Source organism: Mesorhizobium sp. M0772, from assembly GCF_040320135.1.
Taxonomy (GTDB): domain Bacteria; phylum Pseudomonadota; class Alphaproteobacteria; order Rhizobiales; family Rhizobiaceae; genus Mesorhizobium.
The window spans coordinates 21,501-40,535 of record NZ_JAMYPB010000041.1; the positions used below are offsets into that span (position 1 = coordinate 21,501).

The window sequence follows — 19,035 nt, forward strand, 5'->3', positions numbered from 1 at the left end:
TGTTAACTATCTTGACGTGATCATCAGCCTTACGCGTCGGGAAGTGACTGGACGATACCGAGGGTCGATGCTTGGCATCTTGTGGTCGCTATTGACCCCGCTGCTTATGCTCGCAGTTTACACATTCATGTTCGGTACGGTTCTGCGGATGCGTTGGGCAGGGGGAGGCGAGGGGCAGCCGACAGCCCAGTTCGCGATCATATTGTTCGTTGGCCTGATCTTCTTTCAAACCTTCTCCGAGGTGCTGACAAGGGCTCCTACGCTTGTGCTGGCGAATGTTAGCTACGTGAAGAAGATTGTTTTCCCGCTTGAAGTGCTACCGGTAGTGGCGCTTGCAGCGGCGTTGTTTCACATGATGGTCAGTTTTTTGGTCATGCTCATCTTCCTTGTGATTTCGCAGGGGTCGATTCCCTTGACGGCGCCGCTTCTGCCAGTCGTTGTGGCTCCATTTATCCTCCTCCTCCTTGGTTTGTCGTGGTTCCTTGCCGCTGTTGGTGTGTATTTTCGCGATATCGGCCAGGTACTGAACCCGATCGTCAGCGCGCTCATGTTCCTGTCTCCGATTTTTGTGCCGGCTGAGGCGCTGCCTGCGGCCGTGCGACCGTGGCTGGTATTGAATCCCATCTCGATTCCCGTTGAACAGGCCCGCAGGGTCCTGATTTTTGGTGAACTGCCGAACTTGCACGCGTTGGCTTTTTATACCGTGACGGCAGCGGTCATTGCCGGCCTTGGGTTTTTGTTCTTCCGAGCCACGCGCAAGGGCTTCGCAGATGTCCTCTGAAATCGCCATCTCGGTGAAGGCTGTATCCAAGCACCATCTGATGTTCAACCGGCCTGAAGACCGGCTGAAACAGATGGTGGTGCCGCGACTGCAGCGGCTGGTGAGGCAACTGCCTCGGCGCTACTTCCGTGACTTCGCTGCATTGACCAATATTTCTTTGGACGTCCGGCGAGGCGAGACCGTCGGCATCATCGGACGCAACGGTTCGGGAAAATCGACGCTTCTGCAGATTATCTGCGGAACACTGCAGCCCACCACTGGTTCGGTTACCGTCAATGGCCGCGTAGCGGCGTTGCTGGAACTGGGCGCGGGGTTCAACCCCGATTTCACCGGTCGCGAAAATGCCTATCTCAACGCATCCATCCTTGGCCTCAGCCGTGCCGAGATGGACAATCGCTTTGACTCCATCGCCTCCTTTGCCGATATCGGAGACTTTATCGAGCAACCTGTAAAGACCTATTCTTCGGGTATGTATGTTCGGTTGGCGTTCGCCGTCGCCATTAATGTCGATCCGGATATTCTGGTGGTCGATGAGGCGCTGTCGGTGGGTGACGAGGCGTTCTCCCGTAAATGTTTCGCGCGAATCGAGCAGATCAGGGAACGTGGCGGTACGATTCTGTTCGTCAGCCACGCCGCTCAGACCATCGTCCAACTTTGTGATCGTGCCGTATTGCTCGACGCGGGTGAAATAATGTTGACCGGCCGCCCAAAGACGGTGACAGGCCAATATCAGCGGCTGGTAAATGCCAGTGCGGAGGGCGCGGCGGAAATCCGGGCGCAAATTGTGGCTATGAGGGATGCAACGATATCTCCCACCATCCCAATCGAATTGCCTTGGCTGAGATCAGAATCCGAAGATGAAGTTGTTGTCGAAAATTCACAGGCGCCCACAAACGAAATTAAGCACAGCGAAGCGCTCTCCAAACAATTGGAATCTGCGGATGGCTTCGATCCTTCACTCGTTTCCAAGTCAACTGCCTATCAAGAAGAGAGAGGCGCACGCATTCGCGACGTTCGCATACTCACTGTGAGCGGCGAGCAGGTGAATGTGCTGAGGCTCGGCAGAAGATACTTCATAGAATATTGGACCGATTTTTCAACCGACGCTACTCGGGTGGGGTTCGGCATCGGCATAACAACCACAACCGGGTTCCATGTCGCAGGTGCCAAATGCAGGGCGTCTCGGGTCGAACTGGCGCAGGCTGGTTCATCTCTAAGATCAAGATTTGAGTTCACTAGCCTACTGCTTCCTGGTCACTATTTTGTCACGTGTCAGGTCCGCGGATTGCCAGAGGTTGATGAGGTGCCTCTCCACCGAATTATCGACGCCATCGCTTTCAGAGTGATAGAGGAGGACGAAACATTGGCGGCAGGGCTCGTAGATCTCTCTATGGTGGTCACTGTTGACCGATGAGCTAGGCGCGTCCATGTCTTCGGAGGGGATCCAGGCTCAATTTCCGGCCATTTCAATGCATTGCGGGGGAGCGACGCTGTCGTTTGTGCATGCGTGGCCTTCGACGTTTAATATCGGCGACTATCTTTCCAGCCCGCGCCACTATTTCGACTTCAAATGTCACTCACCTTCAGAAAGCGGGTTCTCTCGAATTCTCATTCTGGGTGGTGGCGCGTTCAACGATTTCGGAGCTTATGCAAGTTCCTTGGTTGAGTCGGACCGAAAAGTCGCTTGGGGGGTTGGCCAGAGTATCCAACCCTTGAACGGGTTCGGAGAACTCTCTTCCTCAATTCCAACGGATTTTTCTTTTTTTGGCTCTCGCGATCGTGCTCTGGCGGTATCCAATTCTACACTCGTACCCTGCGCCAGCGTGATGGGAGATATCGTCGATATCTTGCCAGGGACGGCGCTGGGCGTTTTCCTCAACCAGAATCCGGCCGCAAGCGGGCAGGCGGTCTTGGATGTCCTTTCGACTATCGAGCCGAATGCGATAGTTGGCACTAATTCTATGTCGGAACCTGAATTTCGGTCCAAGTTCGCTTTGACCGGAAAGATTGTAACAAATTCGTATCATGTCGCCTATTGGGGGCTCCTGTCGGGTCGACAGGTCGGGTTGATAGGATACTCTTCCAAGTTCACTAGCCTTTTCGACCTCTTGGAACTTCCTGCTGATGTTACCCACTATCAAAGGGGTGATGCCGCTGGACTGTCGGGAGCAATAAAGCGCGTATTAAATGGTGAATTGTTCTCCTGCCTTGCATCGCCAACCGAAACCAAGCTGGCATTTAGACAGACCAACATCAGCTATGCTGAACGCTTGGTCGCCGCTGGTCTTTTTCGAGAGATCGATCCGTTGGACCAGTCGAACATTCACCGCAGACGAAGGGAACTAGAGGTATGGAGAGCCTACTCGCTTGTTCGCCGTTGACTTTGTTTATACGCTCCACTTGGTGATATCTGAGGTGTGTAACGCCTGAAATCGCTGGAATACTGTTGGGTTGACATGAATCCTACGAAATATCTCTTGGAGAATGTTCGAAGCTATGGTTTGTTTCTCGCACAGAGACTGTACTCTGGTATTTAGATTTGCGATCATGTCGCCGGCGCCAACCATAAAGGGTGTCACGCCGTCAAAGAGCGTCATGCCTCCCTGCGGAATGCGTTCATATTCTTTAGCTTCGGTGGCCTTCATCCAAATCTCGGTTTCATAGAGCTTGATTGTGTTCATCAAGAGCGAACCCGCAAGCGCCAGCGCGCGTTCGGCTCGATCGGGAGAGAAGTCGGCGATTGTATCGCAGGCTGAGATCAGCCATCGGGTGTTCAGCCGCTGCAGCAGCAAGGGCCCACACTCCTCCCACACTTGTTGGAAGCGCTTCCAACTTCGTTTTTCAGCAATGCCGCGACGTAAAAGCACGATCAGCGCCGCATGCGTATATTCGATTTCGGTTCGGCCCACGAACTCGTGTCTCACCATATCTAAATGTTCCGCGAGATCATCCTTCCGTCCCACCGGAATCGCCGGAGCTACTCCGATGACAAGGCTGACGGCAAGCTCATGAACCTTATGGTTCAACAATCGCTTCATGCCGTCGACGGCCCCTCTGTCACGTGTCTGAAAAGGCAGCTTGATCCGAAACATCACACCTTTCTCTCGTATGTTGCGGGCTTGGAAAACGTCGCTGTGAGGGCAAGGTTCAAATTGCCTCGGTGCGATCGGTAACAAGCGATGCATCGGAGGGTACAGGCTCTCCGTCCTGGTTTAAACGCACCGCGCCCCAAGAATGCCTACGGCTGCTTCAATCGATATATAGCCATTGAACATCTCGCGGGACGCCCGCCAAAGGGTGACCGTGCCTACTCCCTTCACAAGTCGATCTCAAGAGGCAATAGGGCTAGCTGAAAGGTCGGAACCTTCCCAGGTCCACGGAGTCGGTTGAGACAACTGAAACTGAGGACCAGTAGTGAGTGAACTCACTGCGGTCCATCGGCTGAAAACCGGCTATGATCTTCTCGTAGTTTGCCGAGAGAGCATCATTTTCAGGGTCGAGTCCGGTAATCAGCACAAGGCCGGTTGGTGCGCTATCGGTAACCGTAATTGAGAGTTCCGGCCGGTAGTGTTTGAGGGTGGGCACAATCTTCCATACGTCGCCGGCCCACCCGGCGGCAAACAGTCGTGCATGGCGACGATCGATTCGGGAGCGCAATGCTTTTCTGTATTTATGAAATCTCGGAGCAGGAATTCGAACCGATGCATGCCATCCAGAAAGGCAAGATCGACGGATTTCCCAAAGATGCGAGAGAGGTCGCGTTCAGCAAAAAAGGCATCGCTGGTTTGTTGAAATAGCTGGCAGGTTGGCTTCTTGCCAATGATGTTGGTCTGACAAGAGAAAAATGGATCAACGCCAACGGTCGAACAACTCGCCAATTTAATAGTATCGCCAAATTGAACGCCGATCTCAAAATATGTATTGGGTTTCAGCTGTTTGTGGATGTCTTCCAAAAAACCAAGATATGGTTTTCCTGTAACACGTTTCCCGTAGTCGGCATCCTGCATCAATAGCTCTCCGCTTTAGCCCGCCCTAACGGCGGCATTCATTCTCCACCCATATGCTGTGTGCATTGCCCCGCTCGACTCTTCCACAATGCGAGAGCCGTGTCATGCACCACAGCTTTGCGCGAGAATGCGACAGACGAAAAAAATATCTGGCGGCGTCCCCGACTCCACGCTATGCGATACAAAGCGGCGGGGCTGGGGATTGGCACTCTAAACTGGTGATCGGTGACGGGTTTCCGTCGCTCTCGCACCACGTTAGTGTCCATATCCTTGCGCCTGGAGTTCAGTACTACCCAATGACATCCTATGTAGAGGTCGTGTCCGGACTTCGGCCGAAGATGCGGCGCGCCATTATAATGATCCAGGATCTGGTCATGGTCCTGGTCGCGGTGGCGCTGAGTCTGGGGCTTTCTCAGTCGAGACTTTCATTCGACGCGCTCTCCACGGCCGGCCTGGCGTGCTGGGCAAGTATTGTTTTTCTCAGCCATATGCTGTTTCGCTATTGCGGCCTCTACAACACCGTGTGGCGTTTCGCCTCCACGCCGGACTTCTTCAACATCCTGAAGAGCTGCGCCATCCTGACCGTCACGCTCTATGTCGTCTCGCTGGCGGTTCGATCGTTTCAGCCGGTGACCGGCCTCAACGAGCGCCAGTTCATCGTCTTTTTCCTCGTCTCCTTCACCATCATATCGGCGCCTCGGCTCTATTACCGGTTCCTGCGCGACGGGGCGAGCTGGCGAATCCTGAGCCGCAACGCAAACAATGCGGCGATCAAACAAGCGCTGTTCGTCGGCAGGCTTGGCGAAGCAGACGTCATCATCCGCTTCACACGCACGGCCGAGCCGGCCGAATATTCCATCGCCGGCATCATGGCCATCGAGAACGGCGCGCCGTTGGGCACGCAGATACAGGGCGTTCCGGTGGTGGCCGTGCGGCCCCGCCTGGTCGAGGTCCTCGAAGAATATGCAAGAGGCACCAAAAGCCTCGACATGCTGATTTTCGGCAATGGCACCGAACGCGAGATCGAGGAATATTCGGAACTGGTCCGTGTCGCCCGTCACAGCGGTATCGCCGTCGTCCAATTCTCCGGCGTTTCGGAGCTCGGCCAAGGCGGAAAGCTGGTACTCGACGCTGTCGAGATGGAAACCATCCTGCGCCGCTCCACAGTTGCTTCCGATATGGAGCGGATCGGCGGCTTTATCGGTGGCAAGCGCGTCCTGGTCACCGGCGGCGCCGGCTCAATCGGTCGCATCCTGGTCAAGCGGTCGCTGGAACTTGGCGCGCAGGCGGTTCTGGTCGCCGATATCTCGGAGTTCGGTATTTTCCAGCTCGACCAGCAGGTTGACGAAAAGGACCATGTCCGGCTCAAGAGCCGCATCGTCGATGTCACAGACCGGCGCCAGATCACCCGCGTCGTCAGCGATTTCAAGCCCGACATCATCTTCCATGCCGCCGCGCTCAAACATGTGCCGCTGCTCGAAGAAAATTGGGAATCGGCGATCCAGACCAACATTTTGGGCACCCTCGTCTGCGCCGAGGTTGCCGCCAAATGCGGGGTGCCGCAGTTCCTGCTGATTTCCAGCGACAAGGCGGTCGATCCGACCTCGGTGCTCGGTATGACGAAACGCGCCGCCGAGCAGATCGTCTCTTCGCTGCACGAAACGCACGCCACCGGGCCCAGCGGCCGTCGCTCCGGCACCAAGTTCATCGCCGTGCGGTTCGGCAATGTCTTCGGCTCCAATGGCTCGGTCGCCACCATCTTCCAGGCGCAGATCGAGGCCGGCGGTCCGGTCACCATCACCGATCGCCGCATGACCCGCTACTTCATGACGGTGGCCGAAGCCGTCGACCTCGTCATCATGTCGGCGGCCGACGCCGAGCGGCGCCAGGGCAAGGACGACTACGCCATCTACATGCTCGACATGGGCAAGCCGGTGCCGATCCTCGAAGTCGCTGAAACCATGATCCGCATGGCCGGCAAAAGCCCCTACACCGACATTCCGATCCGTTTCACCGGGATCAGGCCGGGCGAGAAGCTTCACGAGGTGCTGCATGGCGGCAATGAGGAGATCGTCGCGCTGGATATCCCCAAGATCTTCGGCCTCAGGACCGATGTCGTGGGATGGCCCAAGGTCCAGGCGGCGCTGACATTGCTGCAGGCGGCCATGCGCGATCAGGACAAGGCCTCGGCGCTCGCCGTCATGGCCGGCCTCTATCAGGCGGAAGAGCCTCCAAGTGACGCACGCCGGGAAACCGTTGCGAAAACAGTCGGGCAAGCTGGTTAGAGCAATTCCAGGAAAAGTGTGGAGCGGTTTTCCGTCCGGGATTGCGTCAAAACAAAGAGCCTGTCCTGATCGACCGGGATTGGCTATTGAAACCGATCCGATGGCCGTTCCCAGGCGTTTGCAGATGATTTTGAACCAGTGAGCAGACAAGATCAGCGCGTGGCCGTGCTGCTGGGCACCAAAGATGGCGCGGCTTTCCTTGACGAGCAGCTCGCGTCGCTGGCTGCGCAATCGCATCCTGTTGTCGACCTCTGGGTTTCCGACGACGGTTCGACAGACGGCACTTCGGCCATTATCGGCGCCTGGCAGAGCCGCTGGTCCAAGGGCCGGTTGACCCTGTCGAATGGTCCTCGCCAAGGCTTTGCCGCCAATTTCCGCGCGATGATCATCGATCCGCGCATCGAGGCCGACTACTACGCCTTCTGCGACCAGGACGACATCTGGGAGCCGGACAGGCTGGAGAGCGCCATTGCCTGGATGCAAGGGCACGACGCCGGAACGCCGCTGCTGTTTTGCTCCAGAACCGCAACCATGTCCGAAACCGGAGCAGCGCAAGGGTATTCGCCGCTGTTCCAGCATCCACCCGCATTTCGCAATGCGCTTGTGCAAAGCATTGCCGGCGGCAACACGATGATGATCAACCGCGCCGCGCGAAAGTTGCTGGCAAAGGCATCGGCAAGGACCGAGTTCGTCAGCCATGACTGGTGGACCTATCTGATCGTCACGGCTGCCGGCGGCATTGTCCGCTATGACCCGCGACCGCTGGTGCGCTACCGCCAGCATGAGGCAAACCTGGTCGGCGCCAACGTGTCGTGGAAGGCGAGGCTGTCGCGGCTGGGGCGCCTGTTCAGGGGCGAGTTCGCCGTCTGGACCGATCACAATCTGAGCGGCCTGGCGGTCAATCGCGACATCCTCTCGAGGGATGCCGCCGCCTGTCTCGGCCTGTTCATCAGGGCACGAAAGGGCGGTATCCTGCGACGCCTGCGCCTTCTCAGGAAAAGCGGCGTCTACCGGCAGACGCTGGCTGGGACGCTTGGGCTCTATCTGGCCTTCATCTGGCGGCGGATCTAGAGCATGCAGACACGGCCATGAGGGAACCCAAGCGAGCTTTCGACCTGGCGGTGGCGGCGCTGCTGCTGCCACTGGCCTCGCCTTTCGTCCTGCTTGCCATGCTGGCAATCAGGACGACGTCGCCTGGACCGGCACTCTTCTCTCAAACCCGTGTCGGCCAGCACGGGGTGCCGTTTGCCTGCCACAAGCTGCGCACGATGGTTGTGGGAACGCCGTCTCTGCCCTCGCATCAGGCGCCGGCAATTTCCGTCACTGCCGTCGGCAAGGTGCTGCGGAAATTCAAGATCGACGAGCTGCCGCAGCTCTGGAACGTGCTCAAGGGCGAGATGAGCCTGGTTGGGCCGCGTCCATGCCTGCCCACGCAAACCGAATTGATCGAACGCCGCAGGCAATTGGGTGTGCTTGCCGCACTTCCGGGCATTACCGGGCTGGCACAGATGAAAGGCATCGACATGTCGGATCCGAAACTCTGCGCCGAAACGGATGCCGAATATCTCAGGGGGGCCTCGATCGGACTCGACGTCAAAATCCTGCTTGGCACAATCTACCGGACCTGACGGGCCTGTCGTGCAAGTTCCTCAATCCGGCCGAGCGTGTCGGTTTCCGGCATCCAGCCTTCCGAGATCAGCAGTGACGGGTCGCAAATCTGTGTCGCCATGGAAGCGTCGTACGCTGCTTTTCTGCCAAGCAGTGTGGCGAACAGCCTGAATGGCCAGGCCGGCACAGGAACGAGCCGGGTCGGAACGTCGTATCCGTGCCTGAATGCAGTCAAGATTTCGAACATCGCAACGGGGGAAGCATCGCCCAGGACATAGGTCGGGCGCGGTGGCGTGGGACGAGTCAAAAGATGCGCCACGGCGCCAGCCACCGCGTCGCGCGATATCAGCGAACGAACTGCGGTGAAAGCGCCTAAGGGCAATGGTAAGGCAATGGCGGCAGCCCGCATCATTCCACGCAGGTTTCCCTTCATGCCTTCGCCATAGACCGGCGGCAGGCGCAGCGCCGTGGCATCGGAGGGCCTGGACGCATAGGCTTCCAGTGTCTTGATCTCGCCTTCGCGTTTCGAGCGCCCGTAGGCGCATTGCGGGGCAGGGAGCGTCGCCTCGCTGATCGTTCCGCTGAAACCGGGACCGGCTACTGCCCGGATCGACGACAGATAGATGAAGCGCCCGCTTGTCCGCGAGGCGGCCGCGCGCGCCAGCTGCGCGGTCAGTGTCGCGTTGGCTGCCATGAAGTCGGCTTCGCTCGCCTTGCGGTCATTGTTGAGCGCCGCACAGTGGACGACATGGGTGATATCTCGCATCAGCGCCTGGTATGCCTGAGCCGGTGCGTCGAAGTCCGGCAACAAAACCGCATCGCTCACGGGATCGAGCCGTTCCGGGTGGCGCGATGCCATGCGCACCCCGAACCCGGCTTCGCGCAGCTGGTTGACGACCTGCCTGCCGATGAAACCCGTCGCGCCTGTGACCAGCACTTTCACGGCCGGCTTGCCTGGGGCGCCGGGGCCTGTTGTTCCGGCAGCATTTGTTGCCGGCCCGATGCAAGATATGTCCCGGACACCAGGAACACCATCAGTGTGGCATCGAGGATGTCGTGGCCGACCAGGATGCCGGTCAGGCCGCCGATGAGGTAGGTGATCGCAGTGACGACAATCATCGTGGCGCCGAACCGCTCGATCGCGTCCGTGCTGGTGCGCAGCACGATGGCCGCGTTTCTCGCGGCAACGAAGAACACAGCCGCGAGCGTTACGGCTCCAAGCAGCCCGGCCTCCACCAATGCAGTCAGGAAGCCATTGTGAAAATGGCTGAAGCCCGTGGACGGCATGTGGAACTGATTGTGGAATCCATCCTTTATCAGCTCACGGCTTGCAGCAATGCCGTGACCGAAAATCGGCATGTCGTGGAAGGCGCTCAGCCCAATCTGCCAAAGTGCTGCGCGCAAGCCGAGCGCGGTCGTGTGGTCGCCCTTCGTGGCGAGCGCATCCCAGTCGCTGAACAGGAAGGCCGCGCGCTCGGAAATGATGGGGAGACCAATGACCGCGATGACGATGCCGATCGCGCCCGCTATCAGCAAAAGCCGAATGGCGTTTCTGTTGTTGAGCTTGCGACGGTTGATCAGCAGGACCGCGATGCCGGCCACCAGCATCGCCAGCCAGATGATCCGCGACCCCGAATAGACAATGGCGACCGCGCCGGCCAGTGTCGCGCAGGCCAGCAACGCCCTGTTCTTTTCGACACCCGATAAGGCGCCTGCCAGGCACATCATCATGCTGAGGCAGGCGACGGTCGCGAACACGATCGGATTGCCGGCGCCGCCTTCGGCCCGTATGCCCAGCCCGTGATATTGCACGACCGCCAGCAGCACGGCGCCAAAACAGGCGGCGGCGCTCGCCAGCACGACGATGCGCGTCAGCGTGGTTTTCTCGGTAATGCTCCAGGTCGCGTATGAGACAGGGAAAAACAGGAAGGTGATCAGCCCTGCCAGATGCGGCGCATCCCTGGCGATCGAATTGTTGACGATGGAGGCGAGCACGCTGGCTGCGCAATAGGCATAGATGGCCACCGTCATCGCGGTCATCGGCCGGTCGATGTTGAAACGCCGTCTTTTCAGCGCAAGCAGAAGCACCGACCACAGGCCGCCGCCATTGAATAAAAAGCTGACCGCCGATCCCAGCACCGGCGGGAAAAAGAAGCACAGGATGGAGAAGGTGATGTTGATCCGTGACGGCGAAACGTGCTGCTTGATGGCGGAAATCGGGGTCAATGCTCTGGTTCACAATGCGCTGGGTCGCTTGGCGACGGACGATGTTTTGGCGGCGGCATTTGCGGCATGCCGCCCGGCGCAGGTTCAGGAGCCGGTATAGCGGCTGGATGCGGTTTTCGAAAGTGCGACGAGGTCGGGCCGGCATTTCTTTCGGTTCAGGCAAGATTTTTCCCGGCCTTTGAAGGCTATCGCTCCGTCGGGCAGGAATTTCCGGATTCTAGGCTTTTCATGGAAAATTCGTTGCCGATCGGTGTGGCCGCCGGCCTTTCCAGCGTTGTTATATCAGGTGGCGATCTGCTAGAACGCCGGCACGAACCGATAGTGTCCAGCAGTGAAGCTTGAACCGGGCGGCTGAAAAGGACGCCCGATCCATCTGATGCAAGGTCTGGATTGCACGAGAGAACGCTCACAGTCCATGAACATCGCGCTTACGCACCTGCAGCGGCTCGAGGCCGAGTCCATCCACATCTTCCGTGAGGTTGCGGCCTCCTTCTCCAAGCCGGTGATGCTCTATTCCGTCGGCAAGGATTCCTCCGTGCTGATGCATCTGGCGATGAAGGCCTTCTATCCGGCCAAGCCGCCTTTCCCCTTCCTGCATGTCGACACCACCTGGAAGTTCCGCGAGATGATCGCCTTTCGCGACCAGATGGCGCAGAAGCTCGGCTTCGACCTGCTGGTCCACGTCAATGAAGACGGCGTGCGCGACGGTATCAACCCCTTTGACCATGGCTCGAACACCCACACCCATGTCATGAAGACGGTGGCGTTGCGCCAGGCGCTCGACAAATACGGCTTTGACGCTGCCTTCGGCGGGGCTCGGCGCGACGAGGAGAAGTCGCGCGCCAAGGAGCGCATCTTTTCCTTCCGCAACGCCGAGCATGTCTGGGACCCGAAGAACCAGCGGCCGGAGATGTGGAAGATCTTCAACACCCGCATCGCGCCGGGCGAATCGATCCGCGTGTTTCCGCTGTCGAACTGGACCGAGCTCGATATCTGGCAGTACATTCTGCAGGAAAACATCCCGATCGTGCCGCTCTATTTCGCCAAGGAGCGGCCGGTGGTCGAACGCGACGGCATGCTGATCATGAAGGATGACGATCGCATGCAATTGCGCCCCGGTGAGACGATGGAGAACCGTCTGGTGCGTTTCCGCACGCTCGGCTGTTATCCGCTGACCGGCGCCATCGAATCCGACGCCGACACGCTCGAAGCCATCGTCGGCGAGATGCTGACGGCGCGCACCTCCGAGCGCCAGGGCCGCCTCATCGACCGCGATGAAGCCGGCTCGATGGAAAAGAAGAAGCGCGAGGGATATTTCTGAGCATGCGCCATATCCTGGCCAAGAGCCTCGCTCCCACCGACGGCGTGCGCGAATACATGGCGGCGCAGGAGAAGAAGTCGCTGCTGCGCTTCCTCACCTGCGGCTCGGTCGACGACGGCAAGTCGACGCTGATCGGCCGTCTTCTGTCCGACACAAAGCAGATCTTCGAGGACCAGCTCGCCGCACTCGAGCGCGATTCCCGCAAGCACGGCACCACTGGCGACGACATCGACTTCGCGCTTCTGGTCGACGGCCTCGAGGCCGAGCGCGAGCAAGGCATCACCATCGACGTCGCCTACCGCTTCTTCGCCACGCCCAAGCGCAAGTTCATCGTCGCCGACACCCCCGGCCATGAACAGTACACCCGCAACATGGCGACCGGCGCATCGACTGCCGATCTCGCCATCGTGCTGATCGATGCGCGCCAGGGTGTGCTGCGCCAGACCCGGCGCCACTCGATCATCGCTTCGCTGCTCGGCATCCGCCATATCGTGCTTGCCGTCAACAAGATCGACCTCGTCGATTTCGACCAGGCGGTGTTCGACCGTATCGTCGAGGATTACCGGCAGTTCTCGCACGAGCTCGGCTTCCAGACGATCGTGCCGATCCCGATGTCGGCCCGCTATGGCGACAATGTCACCAGCCGCTCCGGCAAGACGGCGTGGTATTCCGGCCCGTCGCTGATCGAGCATCTCGAAACCATATCGGTCGACGAGGCCGCGGTCGAACTGCCGTTCCGGTTTCCGGTGCAGTATGTCAACCGGCCCAATCTCGACTTCCGCGGCTTTGCCGGCACCATCGCGTCCGGCTCCGTCGCGCAGGGCGACGAGGTGGTGGTCGCCAAATCCGGCAAGGCCTCGCGGGTCAAGCGCATCGTCGCGCAAGGCGGCGATCTTGCCCAGGCGGTGGCCGGCCAGGCCATCACCCTTGTGCTCGATGACGAGGTCGAGGTCTCCAGAGGCAACATGCTGGTGTCGCCGGCGGCACGGCCGCAGGTCGCCGACCAGTTCGCCGCCAACATCGTCTGGTTCGACGAGGCAGCGCTGCTGCCGGGACGCTCCTATATACTGCGCACCGAGACCGACCAGACCAGCGCCACCGTCACCGACCTGAAATACCGCGTCAACGTCAACGACTTCGCTCGCGAGGCGGCGAAGTCGCTCGAGATGAACGAAGTCGGCATCTGCAATATCTCGACCCGGGCGCCGATCGCCTTCGACACCTTCGCCGACAACCGCGATACCGGCGCCTTCATCCTGATCGACCGCATCACCAATGCCACGGTCGGCGCCGGCATGATCCTGCATACCTTGCGCCGCGCCGAAAACATCCACTGGCAGTCGCTCGATGTCGGCAAGCGCGGCCGTTCCGACTTGAAGAGCCAGCGTCCCGCCGTGTTCTGGTTCACCGGCCTTTCCGGTTCGGGCAAGTCGACCATCGCCAACCTGCTCGAGAAGAAGCTGTTCGCTTCCGGGCGCCACACCTACATTCTCGACGGCGACAATGTCCGCCACGGCCTCAACCGGGATCTCGGCTTCACCGACGCCGATCGGGTCGAAAACATCCGCCGTGTCGCCGAAGTGGCAAAGCTGATGGCCGATGCCGGGCTGATCGTCATCGTCTCCTTCATTTCCCCCTTCAGCGCCGAGCGGCGCATGGCCAGGGAGTTGATGGCCGACGGCGAGTTCGTCGAAGTGTTCGTCGATACGCCGTTCGAGGAATGCGCCCGACGCGACCCGAAAGGCCTTTACGCACGGGCGCTGAATGGCGAGATCAAGAACTTCACCGGCGTCGATTCCCCGTATGAAGCTCCCGAAAATCCCGAAATCCATCTCAAGACACTCGGCAAGACGGCCGAGGAGATGGTAGAGGCTCTGGAACACTGGCTGAATGAGCGCGACATTGCCGAAGACCAATATGACAGCGGCGGCGGCATCTGACGACGAAGTGATGCTCGACGTGTTCGAGCGCCTGGCGCTCGAAGCCGGACGCGAGGTGATGCGGGTCTTCAAGGCCGGCTGCGCGGTCGACAGCAAGTCGGACTCCTCGCCGGTCACGGAAGCCGACCGCGAGAGCGAGACGATCATCCTCGCCGGCCTGCGTGCGGCCTATCCCGACATTCCCTGCGTGGCCGAGGAAGAGGTCGCCGAAGGCATTGTGCCGCCCGATCTGGATGGCGCCTTCTTCCTGATCGATCCGCTCGATGGAACGAAGGAATTCGTCAACCGCCGGACCGATTTCACCGTCAACATCGCGCTTGTCCGGCACGGCGTGCCGGAGATCGGCGTCGTCTTCGCACCGTGCAGCGGGCGGTTCTTCTCTGGACGGCCGGGCTGGGCCGAAGCAATCGAGGTCGATGGCGACTTCCGTATCGTCGGCCGCCGGCGGATTTCGGTTAGGAGGGCGGTCACGCCGCTGGCGGTCGTTGCCAGCCGCTCGCACAACACCCCGGAGACCGAAGCCTTCATCAAGGATCTCGGCGCCGCCGAGATCGTCTCGGTCGGCTCATCGCTGAAATTCTGCCTGCTCGCCGCAGCCGAAGCCGACATCTATCCGCGCTTCGGCCGCACCATGGAATGGGACACGGCGGCCGGCGACGCCGTACTGCGCGCCGCCGGCGGCATGACGCGCACGCTGGACGGCGAGCCGCTCACCTATGGCAAGCGCAAACAGAGCGACGACGAGGATTTCGCCAACCCGCATTTTATTGCGAGCGGGAAGGCGGCGGACGCGGCGTAACTTACGCCGCCGCTACATGCGCCGAGTTCGAGCCAATGTAGTTGCGGATCGTCTCGATGATGCGGTCCTGGTCGGCTTCGCTGAGATAGGGATGCATCGGCAGGCACAGGATGCGCTTCGGCAGTTCCTCCGAAACCGCAAGCCCGGTCGGCGTGCGCGGATAGTCGCGATAGGCGACCTGCTCGTGCAGCGGCTTCACATAATAGATCACCGAAGGGATGCCCTTTTCGCCGAGATGCGCCCTCAACCCGTCGCGCTTCGGCGTCTCGATGGCGTATTGCGCCCAGGCCGAGCGGCCACCGCCCAGATTGCGTGACGTCTTGACGATGTCGCCGAGACCTTCGGCGTAGCGCTTGGCCACCACCTGGCGGGCGACCATCTCGTCTTCGAGGATGGCGAGTTTCTCGATCAGGATCGCCGCCTGGATCGTGTCGAGGCGTGAATTGATGCCGACGCGGACATTGTCATACTGCGTCTCGCCCTTACCGTGGAACGCAAACGAGCGCAGCTGGTCGGCCAGCGCGTCGTCATTGGTGAACATCGCGCCGCCATCGCCGTAGCAGCCCAGCGGCTTGGCCGGATAAAAGCTGGTCGAGCCGACATGGCCGAAGGCGCCGCACATTGTGCCGTCGGCCGAACCGCCGATCGACTGCGCCGCATCCTCGATCACCAGCAGCCCTTCGCGCTTGGCAATCGCCATGATCGCCTCGTAGTCGGCGGCAAGCCCGAACAGGTCGACGGGAATGATCGCCTTCGGCTTCAGCCGGCCTTCCTTCTTGATCATGGCGATCGCCGCCTCGAGGCTGGCGATGTCGATGTTGTAGGTCTCGGCGTCCACATCGACGAAAACCGGTTCGGCCTTGGCAAGCGCCACCACTTCCGCCGTCGCGGCAAAGGTGAAGCTCGGCACGAACACCGCGTCGCCGGGGCCGATACCGGCGGCAAACAGCGGCAACAGCAGCGCGTCGGTGCCGTTGGCGCAGGCCACGACATGCTTGGTGCCGATATACGCTGCGAGCTTGTTTTCGAATTCGGTGACTTGCGGTCCGAGGATATAGCGGCCTTCCTCGACGACATTGTCGATCGCGGCCTTCAGCCGGTCGCGGATACGTTCGCGCTGCGCGCCAAGATCGATGAACTGCATGTCGGCCTCAAAACGGTGTGGTGCGGGCTGCCCCGGGGACAATGACACGCACAGAAACAACAACTTAACCGGGCCGCTGGTACCAGAGTTGGGCCGGTCTAGAAAGCCGGACCGGCCGCGGGACGGGTTGTCTAGGTGTCGCAGCCTGTTACTTCAGGCTTTCCCTGCATTGCCGCAAGATGCCGGAAATCCGGGCTTCGCCGCCTATTAATCCGGCTGATCAGTGCGTCTTTCCGGCTCGCGGAAACATAAAGTGATCGGCTGCTTGCAGCGGCTGGCGGCGGACTAAGCGTGGATCAGGCGATTTCGTGCCGCCAGGGCGGGTTGGCGCCGGCCCGCGACACGGTCACCGCCGCCGCTTTGGCGCCGAGCGCCAGCGCCTGACGGATGGCGTCCTCCGAAAGGCCGCCGATCCCGGCCTTGGTGAGCAGGCCTTGCTCGTGCAGCGAGGCCAGAATGCCGGCATTGAAAGTGTCGCCGGCGCCGACCGTGTCGACCACCTCGACTTTCTCAGGCGTCACCGAGACCTTGTGTTCCCTGCTGTAGCCGACGGCACCTTCGCTGCCGTGGGTAACGACGATCAGCTTCGGGCCGCGATCCAGCCAGTTGCGGATGACGTCCTCATGCGAGCCGGCCTCGCCGAACCAGTGCAGATCCTCATCCGATAGCTTCACGATGTCGGCCATCGCCATCATCGAGCGGATGCGCCGGAGGTGCTTGGCTTTGTCGGGGATGAAGTTCGGCCGGATGTTGGGGTCGAGCATCATGACGCGGCGTTGGTGCTCGCGTTTCATGAATTCTTCGTAGGCAGCACCCGCCGGATCCGAAATCAGGCTGATGGCGCCAAACAGCATGGCTTCGATCTCGGCGCCCAGTTTCGGCAGATCCTCTGTCGTCAGCATGCGCCCGGCGGTGTTTTCGTCGTAGAAAGTGTAGGTCGCCTGGCCGTTGGTGAGCCGCACGAAGGCGAGCGTGGTCGGGCGAGGGGAGGTGTGCGCATAGGTGGAGCTGACCTTGCTTGCGCCGAGCGCCTCGCGGAACTGGCCGCCGAACAGATCCGACGACAGGCCGGAAAAGAAGCCGGCGGGCGCGCCGAGGCGGCCAAGCGCGATCGCCGTGTTGAACACCGCGCCGCCGACATAGGGCGCAAAGGCCGGCTCGCCCTGTGTCGTGGTGCGCGGCAGCATGTCGATCAGGGCTTCGCCGCAGCAGAGGATCATGATTTCTTGTTCTCCGGCGGATAGATCACGCCCTTGCGGATGATGATGTTGGCGTAGAGCCGGGGTTCGCTGGTCGCGACGATCGCATATGCCGACCGGACGCGTGCATAGAAGTCGGCGCCCGCCAGCGCAACCACCTTGCGGCCCGGCGCGCGCCTGGTGCAGATCGTTTCGATTTCATGGTGGACCGGATCGGCGACCGAGGGATCGCCTTTGACCGAGGCACGAAACAGCGCTTCCGGCACGAAATCATCCACCGGCAGAACGCTCAAAATGGCGTCAAGCACCGGTATGAGGTGAAGACCGTCGGCGCGGATCAGCCGGTTTGCCTGTTCTTCCGCCGGATAGTTGCCGTCGACAAGCGCGATCTCGTCGCCATGGCCCATGGCGCGCAATGTCGCCAGAAGCTCCGGACCGAGCAGCGACGGAATACCGATCAGCATTCAGGTGCTCCGGGAAATGGTGGTCGAACCGATGAGGAAGCGTTCGGACAGCGGCAGGCTGGCGCCGCCCAGCGCCCGGGCATGGATGCCGACGGTGCCTTCGCGCACCACCGGAAGCTTCAGGCCTTCGCCGTCAATGGTGTCGATCGCCTGCCTGACGGCATCGACGAGCCGGCGGCGTACGGCGAGCGGCATCCAGCCATCGATCACCGCGGCCTCGAAATCGATCACCGAGGACGCCGCGACAATGGCGTAGGCAAGCGCCTGCGAGGCGGTGGCAATCCAGTCGTCCAGATCGGCGCCGATCTCGCCCCATTCCTGCGGCGAGGTCCAGAGATAGGAGCCGTCAATGCCGCGTGCGTTAAGCGCCTTTTCCAGCATGGCGATCGAGGCGACGTCGATGAGCTGCGTCGGCTTGCCGTCTGGTCCCGGCACCGGCATCGAACCCAGCGCCCCGGCATTGCCTGTCGGTCCGCCAAAAAGCCGGCCATTGAGCACGATGCCGCCGCCGGCAAAGGCGCCGATATAGAAATAGACGAAGTCGCGCGAGCCGCCGGTCTGGCCGAACACCAGTTCGGCGCCGCAGGCGGAGGTGGCGTCATTCTGCAGATAGACCGGGAATTCGCATTGCGACTGGATGTCGGCGCGGATGTCGCGGTGGCGCCATTCGTCCATGATATCGCGCGGCGCACCTGCCGTGTCGGCCCAGTTCCACAGTTCGAACGGCATGGCGATGCCGAGCCCGGCAATGCGCTTGTCCTGCGCAGGTGTCAGTTCGGCGCGCATCGTCTTCATGCCTTCGGTGACGAACTCAACCGTCTCGCGCGGCGCCGGATAGCGATAGGAATGCTGCAGCATGGAACGCACAGTTCCGAGGAAATCGATCAGCACCAGTTCGGCGCTGCGGCGGCCGATCTTGAGGCCGATGAAGAAGGCGCCTTCGGGGTTCAGCGCCATCGGGATGGAGGGCTGGCCGATCTTGCCGCGCAACGGCGCCTGGCGCAGCAGCAGGCTGTCCTCCTCCAGTTCGCGCATGATGACCGAGACGGTCTGCGCTGAAAGCCCGGTCATGCGCGCAATGTCTGATTTGGCCAGGCTGCCATGCTGGCGAACCAACGACAGCACCAGCCGCTCATTGTGGTCGCGCATGCCGCTCTGGTTGGTGCCACGGTGGAGACGGCTGGCGGCCGCCTCGGGCGAACCGTGCCTCGCAATGCCGGTCTCCACCCTTGTTCCTCCCTTGGTTTATTCTTACTGCTTT

The 19,035-nt window shown here is 60.5% G+C and carries 17 protein-coding genes; 9 read left to right on the top strand and 8 right to left on the bottom strand.

The features are described from left to right. Nucleotides 1–16 precede the first annotated feature (16 nt). The 3 genes from NKI06_RS23165 to NKI06_RS23175 are packed head-to-tail and all read left to right on the top strand — an operon-like array spanning nucleotide 17 to nucleotide 3,162. Nucleotides 17–781, top strand: a complete 765-nt coding sequence (locus NKI06_RS23165) for an ABC transporter permease (protein ID WP_352987377.1) — start codon at nucleotides 17–19, stop codon at nucleotides 779–781. Further along, nucleotides 771–2,195: an ABC transporter ATP-binding protein gene (locus tag NKI06_RS23170; RefSeq protein WP_352987347.1), complete on the top strand. Its 1,425-nt coding sequence runs from the start codon at nucleotides 771–773 to the stop codon at nucleotides 2,193–2,195. Before NKI06_RS23165 ends, NKI06_RS23170 begins: the two co-directional genes overlap by 11 nt. Further along, nucleotides 2,185–3,162 (top strand): hypothetical protein, encoded by a 978-nt coding sequence (locus tag NKI06_RS23175; RefSeq protein WP_352987349.1) that lies wholly within the window; start codon nucleotides 2,185–2,187, stop codon nucleotides 3,160–3,162. Before NKI06_RS23170 ends, NKI06_RS23175 begins: the two co-directional genes overlap by 11 nt. Nucleotides 3,163–3,168: 6 nt before the next feature. Here NKI06_RS23175 and NKI06_RS23180 read toward each other — a convergent pair whose 3' ends face one another. Together NKI06_RS23180 and NKI06_RS23185 are read right to left on the bottom strand one after the other, a co-directional pair. Continuing rightward, a complete protein-coding gene (locus NKI06_RS23180) occupies nucleotides 3,169–3,873 on the bottom strand; it encodes a hypothetical protein (RefSeq protein ID WP_352987351.1) in 705 nt (234 codons plus the stop codon). Nucleotides 3,874–4,290: 417 nt separating this feature from the next. Beyond that, complete coding sequence (locus tag NKI06_RS23185) at nucleotides 4,291–4,788, bottom strand: class I SAM-dependent methyltransferase (RefSeq protein ID WP_352987353.1); 498 nt, start codon at nucleotides 4,786–4,788, stop codon at nucleotides 4,291–4,293. A 296-nt stretch (nucleotides 4,789–5,084) separates the two neighbouring features. On the opposite strand from NKI06_RS23185, the gene NKI06_RS23190 reads away from it, so the two are divergent. The 3 genes from NKI06_RS23190 (at nucleotide 5,085) to NKI06_RS23200 (ending at nucleotide 8,701) form a co-directional block, all read left to right on the top strand. Then, nucleotides 5,085–7,073: a nucleoside-diphosphate sugar epimerase/dehydratase gene (locus NKI06_RS23190; RefSeq protein ID WP_031253480.1), complete on the top strand. Its 1,989-nt coding sequence runs from the start codon at nucleotides 5,085–5,087 to the stop codon at nucleotides 7,071–7,073. Between the two features lie 138 nt (nucleotides 7,074–7,211). Next, nucleotides 7,212–8,144 (top strand): glycosyltransferase family 2 protein, encoded by a 933-nt coding sequence (locus NKI06_RS23195; RefSeq protein ID WP_023670713.1) that lies wholly within the window; start codon nucleotides 7,212–7,214, stop codon nucleotides 8,142–8,144. 17 nt (nucleotides 8,145–8,161) lie between these two features. Then, nucleotides 8,162–8,701, top strand: coding sequence for a sugar transferase (locus NKI06_RS23200; RefSeq protein ID WP_023670714.1), 540 nt, complete (start codon nucleotides 8,162–8,164; stop codon nucleotides 8,699–8,701). Here the strand turns inward: NKI06_RS23200 and NKI06_RS23205 are convergent. Beyond that, nucleotides 8,689–9,624: an NAD-dependent epimerase/dehydratase family protein gene (locus NKI06_RS23205; RefSeq protein ID WP_023670715.1), complete on the bottom strand. Its 936-nt coding sequence runs from the start codon at nucleotides 9,622–9,624 to the stop codon at nucleotides 8,689–8,691. The two genes, NKI06_RS23200 and NKI06_RS23205, sit on opposite strands and share 13 nt — an antisense overlap. Then, nucleotides 9,621–10,907, bottom strand: coding sequence for an O-antigen ligase family protein (locus NKI06_RS23210; protein ID WP_352987355.1), 1,287 nt, complete (start codon nucleotides 10,905–10,907; stop codon nucleotides 9,621–9,623). The genes NKI06_RS23205 and NKI06_RS23210 overlap by 4 nt, the downstream gene beginning before the upstream one ends. A gap of 415 nt (nucleotides 10,908–11,322) precedes the next feature. Here NKI06_RS23210 and cysD point away from each other — a divergent pair, with 415 nt between their 5' ends. From cysD to cysQ, 3 genes are read left to right on the top strand one after another with little or no spacing between them, the layout of a single operon-like run. Next, nucleotides 11,323–12,228, top strand: a complete 906-nt coding sequence (gene cysD, locus NKI06_RS23215; RefSeq protein WP_352987357.1) for a sulfate adenylyltransferase subunit CysD — start codon at nucleotides 11,323–11,325, stop codon at nucleotides 12,226–12,228. Between the two features lie 2 nt (nucleotides 12,229–12,230). Further along, nucleotides 12,231–14,168, top strand: coding sequence for a sulfate adenylyltransferase subunit CysN (gene cysN / locus NKI06_RS23220; RefSeq protein ID WP_023742691.1), 1,938 nt, complete (start codon nucleotides 12,231–12,233; stop codon nucleotides 14,166–14,168). 10 nt (nucleotides 14,169–14,178) lie between these two features. Beyond that, nucleotides 14,179–14,967, top strand: coding sequence for a 3'(2'),5'-bisphosphate nucleotidase CysQ (gene cysQ, locus NKI06_RS23225; protein WP_031196090.1), 789 nt, complete (start codon nucleotides 14,179–14,181; stop codon nucleotides 14,965–14,967). Nucleotide 14,968: 1 nt separating this feature from the next. Here the strand turns inward: cysQ and NKI06_RS23230 are convergent, their stop codons facing one another. The 4 genes from NKI06_RS23230 to NKI06_RS23245 all read right to left on the bottom strand — a co-directional run bounded on the left by NKI06_RS23230 (nucleotide 14,969) and on the right by NKI06_RS23245 (nucleotide 19,001). Further along, a complete protein-coding gene (locus tag NKI06_RS23230; RefSeq protein WP_023819229.1) occupies nucleotides 14,969–16,111 on the bottom strand; it encodes a DegT/DnrJ/EryC1/StrS family aminotransferase in 1,143 nt (380 codons plus the stop codon). Nucleotides 16,112–16,407: 296 nt separating this feature from the next. After that, nucleotides 16,408–17,331, bottom strand: a complete 924-nt coding sequence (locus NKI06_RS23235; protein WP_352987360.1) for a carbohydrate kinase family protein — start codon at nucleotides 17,329–17,331, stop codon at nucleotides 16,408–16,410. Continuing rightward, entirely contained in the window at nucleotides 17,328–17,774 is a 447-nt protein-coding gene (locus NKI06_RS23240; RefSeq protein ID WP_023715700.1) for an RbsD/FucU family protein, read from the bottom strand. The genes NKI06_RS23235 and NKI06_RS23240 overlap by 4 nt, the downstream gene beginning before the upstream one ends. After that, nucleotides 17,775–19,001 (bottom strand): ROK family transcriptional regulator, encoded by a 1,227-nt coding sequence (locus tag NKI06_RS23245; RefSeq protein WP_352987362.1) that lies wholly within the window; start codon nucleotides 18,999–19,001, stop codon nucleotides 17,775–17,777. Nucleotides 19,002–19,035: the final 34 nt, after the last annotated feature.

What these genes read in the sequence shown, in the direction of transcription:
- NKI06_RS23170 (WP_352987347.1), top strand. Translation starts at nt 771, where the DNA reads ATGTCCTCTGAAATCGCCATCTCGGTGAAGGCTGTATCCAAGCACCAT.
- NKI06_RS23180 (WP_352987351.1), bottom strand. Translation starts at nt 3,873, where the DNA reads ATGTTTCGGATCAAGCTGCCTTTTCAGACACGTGACAGAGGGGCCGTC.
- NKI06_RS23185 (WP_352987353.1), bottom strand. Translation starts at nt 4,788, where the DNA reads ATGCAGGATGCCGACTACGGGAAACGTGTTACAGGAAAACCATATCTT.
- NKI06_RS23190 (WP_031253480.1), top strand. Translation starts at nt 5,085, where the DNA reads ATGACATCCTATGTAGAGGTCGTGTCCGGACTTCGGCCGAAGATGCGG.
- NKI06_RS23200 (WP_023670714.1), top strand. Translation starts at nt 8,162, where the DNA reads ATGAGGGAACCCAAGCGAGCTTTCGACCTGGCGGTGGCGGCGCTGCTG.
- cysD (WP_352987357.1), top strand. Translation starts at nt 11,323, where the DNA reads ATGAACATCGCGCTTACGCACCTGCAGCGGCTCGAGGCCGAGTCCATC.
- cysN (WP_023742691.1), top strand. Translation starts at nt 12,231, where the DNA reads ATGCGCCATATCCTGGCCAAGAGCCTCGCTCCCACCGACGGCGTGCGC.
- cysQ (WP_031196090.1), top strand. Translation starts at nt 14,179, where the DNA reads ATGCTCGACGTGTTCGAGCGCCTGGCGCTCGAAGCCGGACGCGAGGTG.
- NKI06_RS23230 (WP_023819229.1), bottom strand. Translation starts at nt 16,111, where the DNA reads ATGCAGTTCATCGATCTTGGCGCGCAGCGCGAACGTATCCGCGACCGG.
- NKI06_RS23235 (WP_352987360.1), bottom strand. Translation starts at nt 17,331, where the DNA reads ATGATCCTCTGCTGCGGCGAAGCCCTGATCGACATGCTGCCGCGCACC.
- NKI06_RS23240 (WP_023715700.1), bottom strand. Translation starts at nt 17,774, where the DNA reads ATGCTGATCGGTATTCCGTCGCTGCTCGGTCCGGAGCTTCTGGCGACA.